The sequence below is a fragment of the Streptomyces sp. NPDC050738 genome (assembly GCF_040654175.1).
Classification (GTDB): Bacteria; Actinomycetota; Actinomycetes; order Streptomycetales; family Streptomycetaceae; genus Streptomyces.
This window is the reverse complement of sequence record NZ_JBFAHN010000006.1, coordinates 354242-368303: the sequence shown is the minus strand read 5'-3', so window position 1 is coordinate 368303 and position 14062 is coordinate 354242. Positions and strand designations below refer to the sequence as shown.

The 14062-nt window shown below is 69.4% G+C and carries 13 protein-coding genes; 9 read left to right on the top strand and 4 right to left on the bottom strand.

The features are described from left to right. Positions 1 to 19 precede the first annotated feature (19 nt). On the bottom strand, positions 20 to 1180 hold the full coding sequence (locus tag AB0H78_RS18680) for a ThiF family adenylyltransferase (protein WP_363235512.1): 1161 nt from the start codon (positions 1178 to 1180) through the stop codon (positions 20 to 22). Positions 1181 to 1380: 200 nt separating this feature from the next. Between AB0H78_RS18680 and AB0H78_RS18675 the strand changes: the two genes are divergently transcribed. The 4 genes from AB0H78_RS18675 to AB0H78_RS18660 all read left to right on the top strand — a co-directional run bounded on the left by AB0H78_RS18675 (position 1381) and on the right by AB0H78_RS18660 (position 5179). Beyond that, positions 1381 to 1977: a M48 family metallopeptidase gene (locus AB0H78_RS18675; RefSeq protein WP_363235510.1), complete on the top strand. Its 597-nt coding sequence runs from the start codon at positions 1381 to 1383 to the stop codon at positions 1975 to 1977. A 118-nt stretch (positions 1978 to 2095) separates the two neighbouring features. Then, entirely contained in the window at positions 2096 to 3712 is a 1617-nt protein-coding gene (locus AB0H78_RS18670; RefSeq protein WP_363235509.1) for a TerD family protein, read from the top strand. An 11-nt stretch (positions 3713 to 3723) separates the two neighbouring features. Next, positions 3724 to 4407 (top strand): AIM24 family protein, encoded by a 684-nt coding sequence (locus AB0H78_RS18665; RefSeq protein WP_363235508.1) that lies wholly within the window; start codon positions 3724 to 3726, stop codon positions 4405 to 4407. A 16-nt stretch (positions 4408 to 4423) separates the two neighbouring features. Next, positions 4424 to 5179: an AIM24 family protein gene (locus AB0H78_RS18660; RefSeq protein ID WP_363235507.1), complete on the top strand. Its 756-nt coding sequence runs from the start codon at positions 4424 to 4426 to the stop codon at positions 5177 to 5179. Between the two features lie 53 nt (positions 5180 to 5232). Here the strand turns inward: AB0H78_RS18660 and AB0H78_RS18655 are convergent, their stop codons facing one another. Next, positions 5233 to 5766, bottom strand: a complete 534-nt coding sequence (locus tag AB0H78_RS18655; RefSeq protein WP_363235506.1) for an NUDIX hydrolase — start codon at positions 5764 to 5766, stop codon at positions 5233 to 5235. Continuing rightward, positions 5763 to 7178 (bottom strand): zinc-dependent metalloprotease, encoded by a 1416-nt coding sequence (locus AB0H78_RS18650; protein ID WP_363235504.1) that lies wholly within the window; start codon positions 7176 to 7178, stop codon positions 5763 to 5765. The genes AB0H78_RS18655 and AB0H78_RS18650 overlap by 4 nt, the downstream gene beginning before the upstream one ends. Before the next feature lie 193 nt (positions 7179 to 7371). Here AB0H78_RS18650 and AB0H78_RS18645 point away from each other — a divergent pair, with 193 nt between their 5' ends. The 4 genes from AB0H78_RS18645 to AB0H78_RS18630 all read left to right on the top strand — a co-directional run bounded on the left by AB0H78_RS18645 (position 7372) and on the right by AB0H78_RS18630 (position 10462). Beyond that, entirely contained in the window at positions 7372 to 8481 is a 1110-nt protein-coding gene (locus tag AB0H78_RS18645) for an SDR family oxidoreductase (RefSeq protein WP_363235503.1), read from the top strand. A 96-nt stretch (positions 8482 to 8577) separates the two neighbouring features. Further along, entirely contained in the window at positions 8578 to 9045 is a 468-nt protein-coding gene (locus AB0H78_RS18640) for a molybdenum cofactor biosynthesis protein MoaE (protein ID WP_363235502.1), read from the top strand. 94 nt (positions 9046 to 9139) lie between these two features. After that, complete coding sequence (locus AB0H78_RS18635) at positions 9140 to 9298, top strand: hypothetical protein (RefSeq protein WP_363235501.1); 159 nt, start codon at positions 9140 to 9142, stop codon at positions 9296 to 9298. Between the two features lie 63 nt (positions 9299 to 9361). Continuing rightward, the gene (locus AB0H78_RS18630) at positions 9362 to 10462 is read left to right on the top strand and encodes a PDZ domain-containing protein (RefSeq protein ID WP_363235500.1); all 1101 of its coding nucleotides are present in this window, start codon (positions 9362 to 9364) and stop codon (positions 10460 to 10462) included. Positions 10463 to 10471: 9 nt separating this feature from the next. On the opposite strand, the gene AB0H78_RS18625 is transcribed toward AB0H78_RS18630, so the two are convergent. Next, positions 10472 to 11032: a PPA1309 family protein gene (locus AB0H78_RS18625; RefSeq protein ID WP_363235499.1), complete on the bottom strand. Its 561-nt coding sequence runs from the start codon at positions 11030 to 11032 to the stop codon at positions 10472 to 10474. A gap of 136 nt (positions 11033 to 11168) precedes the next feature. Between AB0H78_RS18625 and AB0H78_RS18620 the strand changes: the two genes are divergently transcribed. Then, positions 11169 to 14036, top strand: a complete 2868-nt coding sequence (locus AB0H78_RS18620) for a UPF0182 family protein (protein ID WP_363235655.1) — start codon at positions 11169 to 11171, stop codon at positions 14034 to 14036. The last annotated feature ends 26 nt before the right edge of the window (positions 14037 to 14062 follow it).

Sequence of the window (14062 nt, the reverse complement as noted above, 5' to 3'; positions counted from 1 at the left end):
GCCGTGGTGCGTACGGCGGTTACCCGGCCATTGTGGCGTGCCGCGCCCCGGCCCCCGAGGCCCGCTCCCCTCCAGTCTTCCCAGCAGCGCTGTTCCCAGCTGCGCCGCAGCCGCATTCCGGATGCGGCGGGATCCGCGCCGCACGCCAGTCGAGGAGCGGAAGCGACGCCTCCCACCTCGATCCCGTCGTCGCGGGCAGACCCCCGTCGAGATACGACAGCGCATGGGCCGAGGCCAGTCCGGCCACCGTCGTGGCCAGACCCAGATCACAGGCCACCGCAGTGGAGCGCCGACCGGACCGCCACTGCGCCACCATCCGCGGCCACCCTGGATCACGGTCGGCCCGCTGCAGCGCGAGACACCCCGCGCACGCCGACCCGCCCGGCAGGACCAGCGGCCCCACCACACCCGTTCCCTCGATCACCCCCGCGTACAGATGAGGTGTCCCCGCCGCGACCCAGTCCGCTGCCATGCCAGGATCCGGCACATACGCGTCGAAGCCGTCCCGCGGTGCGACGACGACCAGGGCGAGTCCTGGCTCACCCCCTGCACCGGCCTGCGGTGTCTTTGCCGCCCGCGGCGGCGCGCCGGGCGCGACACGCCGCACCAATCGCCGGGCCGAGACATCCCGCCGCTCGCCGACGGCCTCCTCGGGCAGCCCACCCGGGGCGATGTCCCACGGTTCCGTACGCCCTCCGTCCAGCACCTCGACGTGCCCGACCCCGGAGGCCGAGAGCACCGCCGCGATCGCCGCGCCGACCCGCCCCGCGCCCCGCACCTGCACCCGGACCGCACGGCGCGCCGCCAGCCGCTCCAGTGCGCCGCCCGGTTCCGGATGGACGGTGGAGAGGGACGCCGCATCGGGCCGCAGCCTGTCGAGTGCGCCGTCCCGATTCCTCAGCGCATCGACCGCCGCACTGTGCCCGGGCGGATCGTCCAGCACACCCGCCTTCTCCAACTCGGCGACCAGCGAGTCGACATGGCCGTCCGGCAGATCCAGCTTCCTGGCCTCCTCCCGCAGCAGATCCAGCCCGCGTGTGCCGTCCAGCAGAGCGAGAAGGCACCCTGTCGCCGGGTCCACCGGGCCGAGAACCACCGCATGCGCGGGTGTCACCCCGAACTGCACACGGTCCCTCTCCCGCCATGCGCGCCGCAGCGCCGGCTTCACCATCGGATGCACACGGACCACCCCCGTTCCGTCCTCGTCGGATCCCCCCGTCGGACCCGTTTGATCAGAATGCAGGAGGCGGGCGAGGAGTGCGGAAAGTTATCCACAGGCCTGTGGTATTAGTCGTTCAAATGGTGCGCGCACGTGATGGATCACGGTCCAACCGCCCCGGAGGCGGGACTTCCCCCACTGACAGCGGGTAACGTCGGGGCGTGCCCGTCGACCCACTGCACACCGCCGGAAGTCCACCGCGCAGCGCGAAAAGCCAGCCGCCCCGCGGCTCGGCGACGAGCGCGGTCGAGGTCCGCCGATCAGCCCGGCGCAGCAGAACGGTCTCTGCGTACCGGGAGGGTGACCGCACCATCGTGCTGATCCCGGCCCGGATGTCGGAGGCGGAGGAACAGCGCTGGGTGGGCGTGATGCTCGACAAACTTGCCGCCCAGGAGAGCAAACGCATTCTCGGGGACGCGGAACTGACCGAGCGTGCCGAGCGGTTGTCGGAGCAGTATTTCGAAGGCCGGGCACGGCCCGACTCGGTGCGATGGGTGACCAATCAGAACACCCGCTGGGGCTCCTGCACCCCCGCCGAGGGATCGATCAGGCTCTCCCACCGCTTGCAGGGCATGCCGGAATACGTCCTGGACTACGTCCTCGTCCATGAGCTGGCCCATCTCCTGGTGCCCGGCCACGGCCCGCGCTTCTGGCAGCTGCTCGAGGCCTATCCGCGCACCGAGCGTGCCCGGGGCTACCTCGAAGGGGTTGTCGCCGCCGACCGTCTCCCGCATCTTCCGGCGGCGCGCGGCGAGTGACGCTGCGTGATTGTGTACCGGCCCTGTACCGGGTCCGCCCCCACTTGTCCGGATCTCAGGTTTTGCCGTTAGCCTGGCGCGACGCAATCACCATCCGGATGGGGGACGGTCGTTACGCATGGCCAGGGAATTCCAGCGCGGCCACAAGGCCAAGATCAGTGACCTCACAGCGGGGACGGATCTGTACGTAGGTGTGCAGATCGCCGGTCCCGGACTGACCTTCGACATCAGCTGCTTCGGCCTCGACGCCAATGAACAGCTCTCCGACGACCGGTTTTTCATCTTCTTCAACCAGCCGAAATCGCCCGAGGAGTCGATCCAGCTCCTCGGCGCGCAGTCCGGTGACACAGAGTCGTTCCGCGTCACCCTCGACCGGATCCCGGCCGGCATCCACAAGCTCTCCTTCACCGCGACAGTCGACGGTGCGGGGCAGATGTCGCAGGTCGGCCCCGGGTACATCCGGATCGTCGCGGGTGGTGAGGAGGTCGTCCGGTACGCCTTCACGGGTGCGGAGTTCACCACCGAGCGCGCGGTCATGCTGGGCGATTTCTACCTCAAGGACGTATGGCGTTTCGCCGCCATCGGCCAGGGCTTCGACGGCGGGCTCGACGCGCTGCTGAAGAACTTCGGCGGTGAAGTCGCGGAGGAGGAACCGGCCGCGCAGCCCCCGGCTGCCGCGCCTGCGTTCGGCGCCCCCGCGTTCGGCGCTCCCGCAGCCCCGGCCCCCGCGTTCGGCGCGCCTGCCGCCCCGCCGCAGCAGGCCCAGCCCCCGCAGCCGGCTCCGTCGTTCGGTGCCCCGCCGCAGGCCCCCCAGGCCCCGGCGCCCGCTCCGTACAGCCCGCCGCCCGTGCACGCCGCGCCGACCATCGCCGCGCCGATGCCGCCGATGCCGACCCAGGCAGGGCCGGTCCCGCCGCCTGTCCCGGCACCGGCTCCGTACGGCCAGCAGCCGCCCCAGCAGCCGCAGTTCGGCCAGGTCCCGGGCCAGGCTCCGGCTCCTTACGGACAGCCCGCGCCTTACGGACAGCCCGCGCCTTACGGACAGCCCGCACCCCAGGGGCAGGGTCAGCCGGGCGCAGGTCTCCAGGTCGCCCTGCAGAAGTACCGAGAGGCGCCCACCGGTCAGCGCTGGACCGCGCAGAACCACTACCTGATGCGCGCCGACCTCAGCGCCGACGCCACCCCCGTCCTCGCCCGCCAGGGCAGCATGGTGATGTATCAGGGCAAGGTCGACTTCGGCTACAAGGGCGCCGGTTTCGCCGGCCGGATCGTCGGCAATGCCACCGGCCAGGAGATGCAGCTGATGCGCTGCACGGGCCAGGGGCAGATCTTCTTCGCCGAGAACAGCGCCCATCTGCACTCCATCGAGCTCCAGGGCGACGGCATCTGTGTCTCCGCCGAGAACGTCCTCGCCTTCGACGAGACGCTGCAGCACGAGGTCCGCAGGATCGAGGGCCACGGCATCCCGGGCGGCGCCCTGTTCACGATGCTCTTCCAGGGCACGGGGACGGTGATCGTCAAGACGCACGGCACCCCGGTCGTCCTCCCCGTCACCCCCACCACCTTCGCCGACTCCAACGCCATCGTGGCCTGGTCGGCGGCATCCCAGGTGATCGTCTCCAGCCAGGTCAGGCTGCGCCGCAACTCCTATCCGGGGCACAGCGGCGAGACCGTGAACCTCCAGTTCCGGGGCGCACCCGGCAACTTCATCGTCGTCCAGCCCTACGAGGTCTGAGGGAGCCCGTCATGACACAGCAGCAACTCGCGGGCTTCGCCCCGACCCCGATCGCCGCCCGCATGGAGAACCACGGCAGCACCATGCTCAAGGTCGCCATGCAGACCGGCAACGACCTTCTCGCCCGCACCGGTTCGATGGTCGCGTACGAGGGCTTCGTGCAGTACGAGCCGAATCCGCCCGCCGTCCGCCAGATCGCCCGCGACTGGATCACCGGCGAGGGCGCACCTCTGATGAAGTGCTCCGGCGACGGACTGCTCTACCTCGCGGACTACGGCGCGGACATCGTCGTCATCAACCTCAACAACGACGCCCTCTCCGTCAACGGCACCAACCTCCTGGCCCTCGACGCGTCCCTCCAGTGGGGCGTCGAGCGGGTCAAGGGCCTCGCCAAATTCGCGGGCCAGGGCCTGTGGAACGTCAAGGTGTCCGGCACCGGCTGGGTCGCCGTCACCTCGCGCGGCACACCGGTCGTCGTCGACTGCGGCCGCGGCGACGACGAGACGTATGTCGACCCGGACGCGCTCGTCGCCTGGTCCCCGAACCTCAAGGTGAAGGGCAAGCGCAGCTTCAAGGCGTCCTCCCTGATCGGGCGGGGCAGCGGAGAGGCGTACCAGATGGGCTTCTCCGGCGAGGGAATCGTCGTCGTACAGCCGAGCGAGGACAGCACGGACCGCCTGCGGGCCCGGGGCTGAGGGGAGCGAACACACCATGCAGAGCCCGCTTTTCAGCTATACGGAACAGCAGACCCAGGACCGGTACAGCGCACAGAACCCGCAGCTCCTGCGGGTCGTGCTGGCCGGGCACGACGACGTACTCGCCCGCAAGGGATCGATGGTCGCCTACCAGGGGCTGGTCGAATTCGACGGCGAGTACCGCTCCAACCAGCAGGGCCGCGCCCGCGCCGTCACCGGTGAGGGCCTCGACCTGATGCGCTGCTCGGGACAGGGGACGGTCTACTTCGCCAACCTCGCCCAGCACGTCCATGTCGTGGACGTCGACCACGACGGACTGGTCGTGGACAGCGCCTACGTCCTCGCCATGGACTCCTCGCTGAGCTACACCGTCGTCGCGGTGGACAGCCAGTACGGGATCTCCGGCTCGGGCAAGTACCAGCTCAACATCACCGGCCAGGGCAAGGTCGCGCTGATGACCTCGGGCCAGCCGCTGATGATGCAGGTCACGGCCGACAAGTACGTCAACGCCGACGCGGACGCCGTCGTCGCCTGGTCGGCCTCGCTGCGAGTGCAGATGCAGGCGCAGACCCACTCCTCGTCGGTCATGCGCAGGCGTGGCAACACCGGTGAGGGCTGGGAGCTGAGCTTCCTGGGCCAGGGGTTCGCGCTCGTCCAGCCGTCCGAGGTGATGCCCCCGCAGGGAGCGCAGATCGGACAGGGGCTGGCCGCCCAGTACGGCATGGGTCAGCAGGGCGCGCGCGGCCAGAACCAGGGCAACGCCTGGAGCTAGCGGGGCGCGCCCTGTGGGCGCTTCGTCTTCGATCGCCGGACGGGCTTGATTCTCTAACCCGTCCGGCGACGCGTTTGCTCCACCAGCCGCACGACGGACGCGTCGGCCACGGCCGCCACCTCGTCGTAGGCGAACCAGCGCAGGTCCAGCGACTCCTCGCTGATCGCCTCCACCGCCCCGGCCGGCGCCAGCGCCGCGTACTGGACGTCCAGATGCCAGTTGCAGGGCGCCGGAATCGCATGCCGGTCAAGGGTGACAGGGCCGCCGGGCAGCAGCGTCAGCCCCTCGATGCCGGACTCCTCCGTCGCCTCGCGCAGCGCCGCGACGGCCAGCGACGCGTCGCCGGGCTCGCAGTGACCGCCCATTTGGAGCCACATCTGCAGCTTCTTGTGGAGGGTGAGCAGAACGCGACCGCGCTCCACGTCCACCACCAGCGCGCTCGCCGTGAGGTGCCCGGCCTCGCAGGCCTTCCACATCCCGTCCGGGTGCGCGGAGAGATGGTCCAGGTAGACCTGGCGCAGCTCTGCCTGTTCCGCCGTGCCCTCGTACGCCTTCAGTACGAGGGCGGCGTCGTCGTGCAGCGTCACTTCGCGGAGTCGTCCTCTTCGGTCTCGTCGGGGCCGTCCTTCTTGGGCCGGTTCTGGTCGGCGGCCTCGCCGAGCATCTTGTCCAGCTCCGAGAAGTCCAGCTGCTCGTGGTGGACGAAGCCGTCCGGGTCGTCCAGGTCGGTCGCCGTCGGCAGCATGTCCGGGTGCTCCCAGAGCGCGTCACGCCCGTCGACACCCCGGGCGTCCGTGAGCGAGGCCCACAGCCTGGAGGCGTCCCGGAGCCTGCGGGGACGCAGTTCCAGGCCGATCAGCGTGGCGAAGGTCTGCTCGGCGGGACCACCGGACGCACGGCGCCGGCGCAGCGTCTCGCGCAGCGCGTCCGCCGACGTCAGCCGGGACTTCGCGGCCTCGTGCACCACCGCGTCCACCCAGCCCTCGACGAGCGCGAGCGCCGTCTCCAGCCGGGCCAGCGCCGCCTTCTGCTCGGGGGTGTCCTCCGGCTGGAACATGCCCTGCTGGAGAGCCTCCTGCAGCTGCTCGGGGGACTGCGGGTCGAACTGGCCGACCACGTCCTCCAGCTTGCTGGTGTCGACCTTGATCCCGCGTGCGTACCCCTCGACCGCACCGAACAGGTGCGAGCGCAGCCACGGCACATGGGCGAAGAGCCGCTGGTGGGCGGCCTCGCGCAGCGCCAGGTACAGCCGCACCTCGTTCTTGTCGATGCCCAGGTCCTTGCCGAGCGCCTCCACGTTCAGCGGCAGCAGAGCGGCCTTGCCGGCCGGCCCGAGCGGCAGACCGATGTCGGTCGAACCGACGACCTCGCCCGCGAGCACGCCCACGGCCTGGCCGATCTGCTGGCCGAACATCGCGCCGCCCATGGAGCGCATCATGCCGAGCAGCGGGCCCGCCATGGCCTGCATCTCCTCGGGCAGTACGCCGCCCATGGCCGCGCCGACACGCTCGGCGACCGGGTCCACGAGCTCCTTCCACACCGGGAGGGTCGCCTCGACCCACTCGGCGCGGCTCCAGGCCACGGCCGTGCTCGCACCCGAGGGCAGCGAGGTCGCACCGTCCAGCCACAGGTCGGCCAGCCGTACGGCCTCTTCGACCGCGGACTTCTCGGCGGGGCCCACGCTGGCGTCCTTGGTGCCGTCGGCGGTGCCCTGGGCGACCGTCTGGCGTGCGATGTCCTTGGCCATGTCCCAGTTCACGGGACCGCCCTCGTAGGAGAGCATCTGGCCGAGCTGCTGGAAGGCTGCGCCCAGGTCGTTCGGGTTCATCGAACCGAACATCGCGGCGAAGGGGTTGTCGCCGCCGGCCCCGGGACCGAACCCGAACGGATTCGCGGGTCCGGAAACACCGTCGCCGCCCTGCCCGCCCTTGTTCCTGCCCTCGTCGCCGTCTTCCGGCTCCTCCGGCGGAACGCCGAATCCGAATGGGGTGTCACTCACGGGTTTCCTCGGCTCGTAGGGCCACCGACCGGACGGTCGACAGCGGCTTGCCCGACTACACGACCAGCGTAAGGGCGTGCCCGGCTTTCGGGCTCGGTGCTCCGCCGAGTCACGGCCTGCGGCAGGATGGACGCCACCTGGTCCGTACGTGTCGTTTCGCGTACGTACTGAAGACAACCGCTGGAGACGCCCGGTGAGTTCCCCAGATCCTCAGGTTCGCGCAGCGCGAAACCTCTCAACCTCCACGCCCAAGGGGCCCGTCGTCGCGGTCACCGGCGCCGCTTCCGGCGTCGGCGCGCTGCTGACGGAGCGCCTCGCGGCCTCGGAGGAGATCAAGCAGGTCATCGCCATCGACGAGCGCCGGGGCGATGTCTCCGAGGCGCAGTGGCAGATCCTGGACGTACGCGACCCGGCGATCGCCGAGAAGCTGCGCGGCGCCGACGTGGTGGTCCACCTGGCGCTCGACCTGGACCTGGAGACCGACCCCGCCGCCCGTACGGCCTACAACGTCCGGGGAACGCAGACCGTCCTCACCGCGGCCGCTGCCGCCGGGGTCCACCGTGTGGTCCTGTGCACCTCCGCCATGGTCTACGGGGCGCTCGAGGACAACGACATCCCGCTCTCCGAGGACGCCGAGCTGCGCGCCACCGCCGAGGCGACCGGCGTCGGCGACCTCCTGGAGATCGAGCGCCTGGGCCGCCGCGCCCCCCGCGCCCACCCGGGCCTCAACGTCACCGTCGTACGTCCCGCGGTCCTGGTCGGCGGTACGGACACCGCGCTGACCCGCTATTTCGAGTCGCCGCGCCTGCTGGTCGTCACCGGGTCCCGCCCCACCTGGCAGTTCTGCCACGTCGAGGACCTGGTGAGCGCCCTGGAGTACGCCGTCCTGGAGAAGGTCGACGGCGAGTTCGCCGTCGGCTGCGACGGCTGGCTGGAGCAGGAGGAGGTCGAGGAGCTCAGCGGGACCCGCCGCATGGAGCTGCCGTCGGCGGTCGCGCTCGGAGCCGCGGCCCGGCTGCACCGGATCGGCCTCACGCCCTCCCCTGCGGGCGACCTGGCGTACACGATGCACCCCTGGGTGGTGAGCGTCGGCCGCCTCCATGACGCGGGCTGGCGCCCCCAGTGGACCAACGAGGAGGTTCTCGCCGAACTCCTCGCCGAGGTCGCGGGCCGCCACACGGTGGCCGGCCGCCGGCTGGGCCGCAAGGACGCGACGGCCGCGGGTGCGGCAGGCGCGACGGTGGCGCTGCTCGGCGCCGCCGCGGTGGTGCGGCGGGCCAGAAAGGCGCGCCGGCGCATCTGACCGGCCGGCGCTGGTAGGAGGCTCCAACCGCGACACGTGCGGGCCGGTCGAAAACGCCATTCCGCGATGTCAGTGCCGTACGGCACGATGGGTGCCATGGCGAACACCCATGACCACCCGGGCGAGCAGGCCGCGCAGGACCCCATCCGGCTGCTGGCGATCCGCGACACCCCGCTGAGCCTCGACGAGGTCTTCCAGGCGGTCGGCGACGACGCCGCGGGCGGCACCGCGCTTTTCGTCGGCACCGTGCGCAACCACGACGGGGGCGCGGACGTCGACGCCCTCGGATACTCCTGCCACCCCTCGGCCGAGGCGGAGATGCGACGCGTCGCCGAGAAGGTCGTCGCGGACTATCCGGTACGGGCGCTGGCCGCGGTCCACCGCGTGGGCGACCTCGCGGTGGGCGACCTGGCCGTGGTCGTCGCCGTCTCCTGCCCGCACCGCGGCGAGGCGTTCGAGGCGTGCCGCAAGCTGATCGACGACCTCAAGCACGAGGTCCCGATCTGGAAGCACCAGAAGTTCTCCGACGGTACGGAGGAATGGGTCGGCGCCGGAGAGTGCTGATTTGCGTAACCGGACCCCAGCAACGAGCGTTGAACCACTGGATGGTTAATCTGCTGATCAGCACGTTCAGCACACACGGGGCCCGGAGGACGCAATGGCAGCACTCTCGTGGTTGCTGATCCCCTTGCTGGCCGCCGTCGGCGCGGCGATATGGGGAAGCTGGGCCGGTCGGCACCGCACGACCGGCGACGTCTCCGAACTGGCCGGATACGCCCGGTTCCGTGAGGCGATGGAGAAGGAACACAGCAGCTGACGCAGCCCCCGTACGGACCGGCCCCAGCGGTGCGCTGACAGACCCGTCCCGTACTGTCGTTCCATGCCACGCCGCACTGCGACGATGCTCGCCTCCACCCTCGTCCTCATCGCGCTGCTCTGCGCCGGGGTGCTCATCAAGGTTCCGTACGCGGAGATGAGCCCCGGACCGACGGTCAACACCCTGGGTGAAGTGAACGGCCAGCCCGTACTGAGCATTTCCGGCCACCAGACCTATCCGACCTCGGGTCATCTCAACATGACGACGGTCAGGGTCACCGGTGCGGACTACAACATGAACCTCGTCGAGGCGGTCTACGGCTGGCTGGCACACGACAACCTCGTGGTGCCGCACAACACGCTCTACCCGGACGGCAAGACGGAACAGCAGTCCACCCAGGAGAACGCCGAGGAGTTCAGCCAGTCCCAGGAGAGCGCCAAGGTCTCGGCCCTCACCGAACTGGGCATCCCGGTGAAGTCCCGTGTCGTGGTCTCCACCGTCGTCAAGGACAGCCCCGCCGAGGGCAGGCTGCACGCGGGCGATGTCATCAAGTCGGTCGACGGCACGGTGGTCAAGGAGCCCAAGGACGTCGCGAAGCTGGTGACCAAGCGCGAGCCCGGCGAGAAGGTCGTGTTCACCATCGTCCCGGCGAAGAAGGCAGCCGCGGCGGAGAAGGCGGGCAAGGAGGCGACGGAGACCGAGCAGGTCGCCATCACCACCAAGAAGGCCACCGACCCCGAGACCGGCAAGAGCCGTGCGGTCGTCGGCATCACGGCCGGCACCGACCACACGTTCCCGTTCACCATCGACATCTCGCTCGCCGACGTGGGCGGCCCGAGCGCGGGTCTGATGTTCTCCCTCGGCATCGTGGACAAGCTGTCGCCCGGTGAACTGACGGGCGGCAAGTTCATCGCGGGCACCGGCACCATCGACGACAAGGGTGCGGTCGGCCCGATCGGCGGTATCGAGATGAAGCTGATCGCCGCACGGAACGCGGGCGCCCAGTACTTCCTGACGCCGAGCGACAACTGCGCCGACGCCGCCTCCGACACCCCCTCCGGCCTCAAGCTGGTGAAGGTGAAGAACATCGACGACGCGACGAAGTCGCTCGCCAAGATCCGTGCGGGCGAGACGTCCAGCCTGCCGAGCTGCTCGGCAGGCTAGAGCGCGCGGTTACGCCTCGAAAGTGGCGGCGAGAGCCTCGGCCAGGCCCGGCACCAGGTCGGCGCCGGTGAGGACGTCGTTCGGGGAGTCCTTCTCGCGCAGCCGCAGCGCCGATTCGCGCTTGCCGTTGCGCAGGACCGCCACGGTCATCCGCACTTCCTGGCGCTCCGGGTGCTTGGCCACCCACGCGGCCAGCTGGGCGTCGTTCATTCCTTCCGGTACGGATGCCTCCGCGGACGGCGGAAGCATGAGCCGCTCCACCGTCATCGCGCACCCGGCCACCGCATCGGGCCAGGCGATCGTGCCGAGGAATTCGTCGAGCGGGGTGGAGGCGGGGATCTCGTCCTGCTCCACCGGGGTCAGTCCGGCAGGGGCCGGTCCGTCGGTGTCGAGGCCGAGCTGGGCGGCGATGCCGGGCTCCTGGGAGCGGAGTTTCGCGGTGTCGACGAGGGCGAAGAGACGGGCCGGCTGGTCCCAGCCGAGCCCGGATGCGTACTCGTCGATTTCGAGCACTGCGACGGTCAGTGGACTTGCGGCCATCGGGGGCCCTGAGGGGGTCGTGTTGGACATGGTCAATATCCTGCCCTGTTCCACCCCGCCAACGGGAACTGAGTAAAGCCTCAGTAAGTTGCATGAGTGGGCTCTACGATCGCGGGGCCCGTTCGACACGACCGCGAACTTCGAGGTGCGCACGTTGGCTTTCCAGATGCCGGACCGCGGCGGAGGCCCGACCGGGCCACGGATCAGAGTGGGCCGGCCGTCCCGGCGCGCCCGGACCCTGCTCATGACACTGGGCGTACTGGCCGTACTGGCCATGGCGTTCGTCATGTTCGCGGGATTCTGGACCGACTGGCTCTGGTACCGCTCAGTCCACTATTCCTCGGTCTTCACCACCACCCTGTGGACCAAGATCGGGCTCTTCCTCGTCTTCGGCCTGCTCATGGCGGCCGCGGTCGGCGTGAACATCTGGCTGGCGTACCGGCTGCGGCCGCCGCTCAGCGCGATGTCCATGGAGCAGCAGTCGCTCGACCGCTACCGGATGGGCATCCAGCCGTACAGGAAATGGCTGCTGCTCGGGATCACCGCGCTCGTCGGCCTGATCGCGGGTGCTTCCGCGTCGGGCCAGTGGCGCACCTGGCTGATGTTCGTCAACGGCGTGTCCTTCGACCAGAAGGACCCGCAGTTCCACCTGGACGTGTCGTTCTACGCCTTCGACCTGCCCTGGTACCGCTTCCTGCTCGGCTTCGGCTTCGCGGCCGCCGTGCTCTCGCTGATCGCCGCCGCCCTCGTGCACTACCTGTACGGCGGACTGCGCGTCACGAGCCCCGGAGCGCGCGCCACGGCGGCGGCCACCGGCCACCTCTCGGTGCTGCTCGGTGTCTTCGTCACGCTCAAGGCCGTCGCGTACTGGCTGGACCGGTACGGACTGGCGGTCAAGTCCAGTGACTTCAAGGCCACCGGCAACTGGACGGGTCTGCGGTACGTGGACGCCAACGCCTATCTCCCGGCGAAGACGATCCTCTTCTGCATCGCCGTCATCTGCGCCCTGCTGTTCTTCGCGACGCTGTGGCGCCGCACCTGGCAGCTGCCGATGATCGGCTTCGGTCTGATGGTGCTCTCGGCGATCCTCATCGGCGGGCTCTACCCGGCGATCGTGCAGAAGTTCACGGTCCAGCCCAATGAGCAGGCCAAGGAAGCGCCGTACATCCAGAAGAACATCGATGCCACGCGCAAGGCGTACGGCATCGCGGGCACGGATGTCGCGGACTACTCGGGCAAGAGCAGCACGAAGGACACCGCCAAGCAGCGTGCGGACGCCGATCTGGCTGCCAGCTACCGGCTGATAGACCCCAACGTCGTCTCGCCGACCTTCCAGCAGCTGGAGCAGAAGCGGAAGTACTACGGCTTCCCGGCGACCCTGGACGTCGACCGCTACAAGGGCCAGGACACGGTCATCGGCCTGCGCGAGCTGAACATCGCGGGCATCCAGAAGCACAACTGGATCAACGACCACTTCACCTACACCCATGGCTACGGCGCGATCACGGCCAAGGGCACGGCCACCGACTCCAACGGTGCGCCGGTCTTCACGGAGTCCGGTCTGCCGACCACCGGCAACCTCGGCGAGTACCAGCAGCGGATCTACTACGGCGAGAAGACCACGCAGTACTCGATCGTCGGCGGTCCGCAGAAGGAACTCGACTACGAGGACAACGGCGAGAAGACCACCAGCTACGCAGGCAAGAGCGGGGTCAGTCTCTCCAACCCGCTCAACCGTGCGGCGTACGCCGTGACGCTCGGTGAGCCCCAGATCCTTTACTCCGGAGCCATCGGCGACGGTTCGAAAATCCTCTACAACCGCACCCCGAAGCAGCGCGTCGAGGCGGTGGCCCCCTGGCTCACCATCGACGGCGACGCCTATCCGGCAGTGGTCGGCGGGAAGATCCAGTGGGTGGTCGACGCCTATACAACGACCAACGGCTACCCGTACGCGTCGCGCACGACGCTCGGCGACACCACAGCCGACTCGCTGACCGACAACCAGCGTGCGGTGGTCGCCCAGCAGAACCAGGTCAACTACATCCGGAACTCGGTGAAGGCGACCGTCGACGCGTACACCGGCGACGTCAAGCTCTACCAGTGGGACAACGAGGACCCGGTCCTCAAGACCTGGATGAAGGCGTTCCCCGGCACGGTCAAGGACAAGAGCGAGATCCCCACGGATCTGATGTCCCATCTGCGCTACCCGCAGGACATGTTCAAGGTCCAGCGTGAGCTGCTGACGCGCTACCACGTCACCGACCCCAAGCAGTTCTACAGCGGCAGTGACGCCTGGCAGGTGCCCAACGACCCGACCACGAAGGACAATCGGGCCGTTCCGCCGTACTACCTGTCGATGAAGATGCCCGGGCAGAAGGCGCAGGGCCAGCAGTTCTCGCTGACCACGACCTTCACCCCGAGCGGCAGACCGAACCTCGGTGGGTTCATGGCGGTCGACGCCGATGCGTCGAGCCCCGACTACGGCACGATCAGACTACTGAGAGTGACGTCCGAGGTGCCGGGCCCCGAGCAGGTGCAGAACAAGCTCAACGGTCTGCCGGCGGTCGCCAACTTCGTGCGTGACATGAAGGGCGCCGACTCGGACATCGAGTACGGAAATCTGCTGACGGTGCCGCTCGACGGCGGTTTCCTGTACGTCGAGCCGGTGTACGCCCAGGGCAACAACTCGCACTATCCGCTGCTGAAGAAGGTGGCCGTCTCGTATGCGGACGCCGATTCGCCGGACGGCGACACCACCGCGTTCGCCAACACCCTCGGTGAGGCGCTGAACGAGGTCTTCGGAGTGGACGGTGCGGGCACCACGCCACCACCGGGCACCGGCAACACCACGCCTCCGCCCACCGGTGGCGACGCCACCGCCAAGCAGGCCATCGCCGATGCACAGAAGGCGTACGACGACGGCCAGGCGGCGCTGAAGAAGGGCGACTGGGAGGCGTACGGCAAGGCGCAGACCGCCCTGCAGGACGCCCTGCAGCGGGCTGCGGACGCCGAGAAGGCGGCCAAGAAGAGCTGAGAAGGACCCACCCCGCGTCGTGGTAC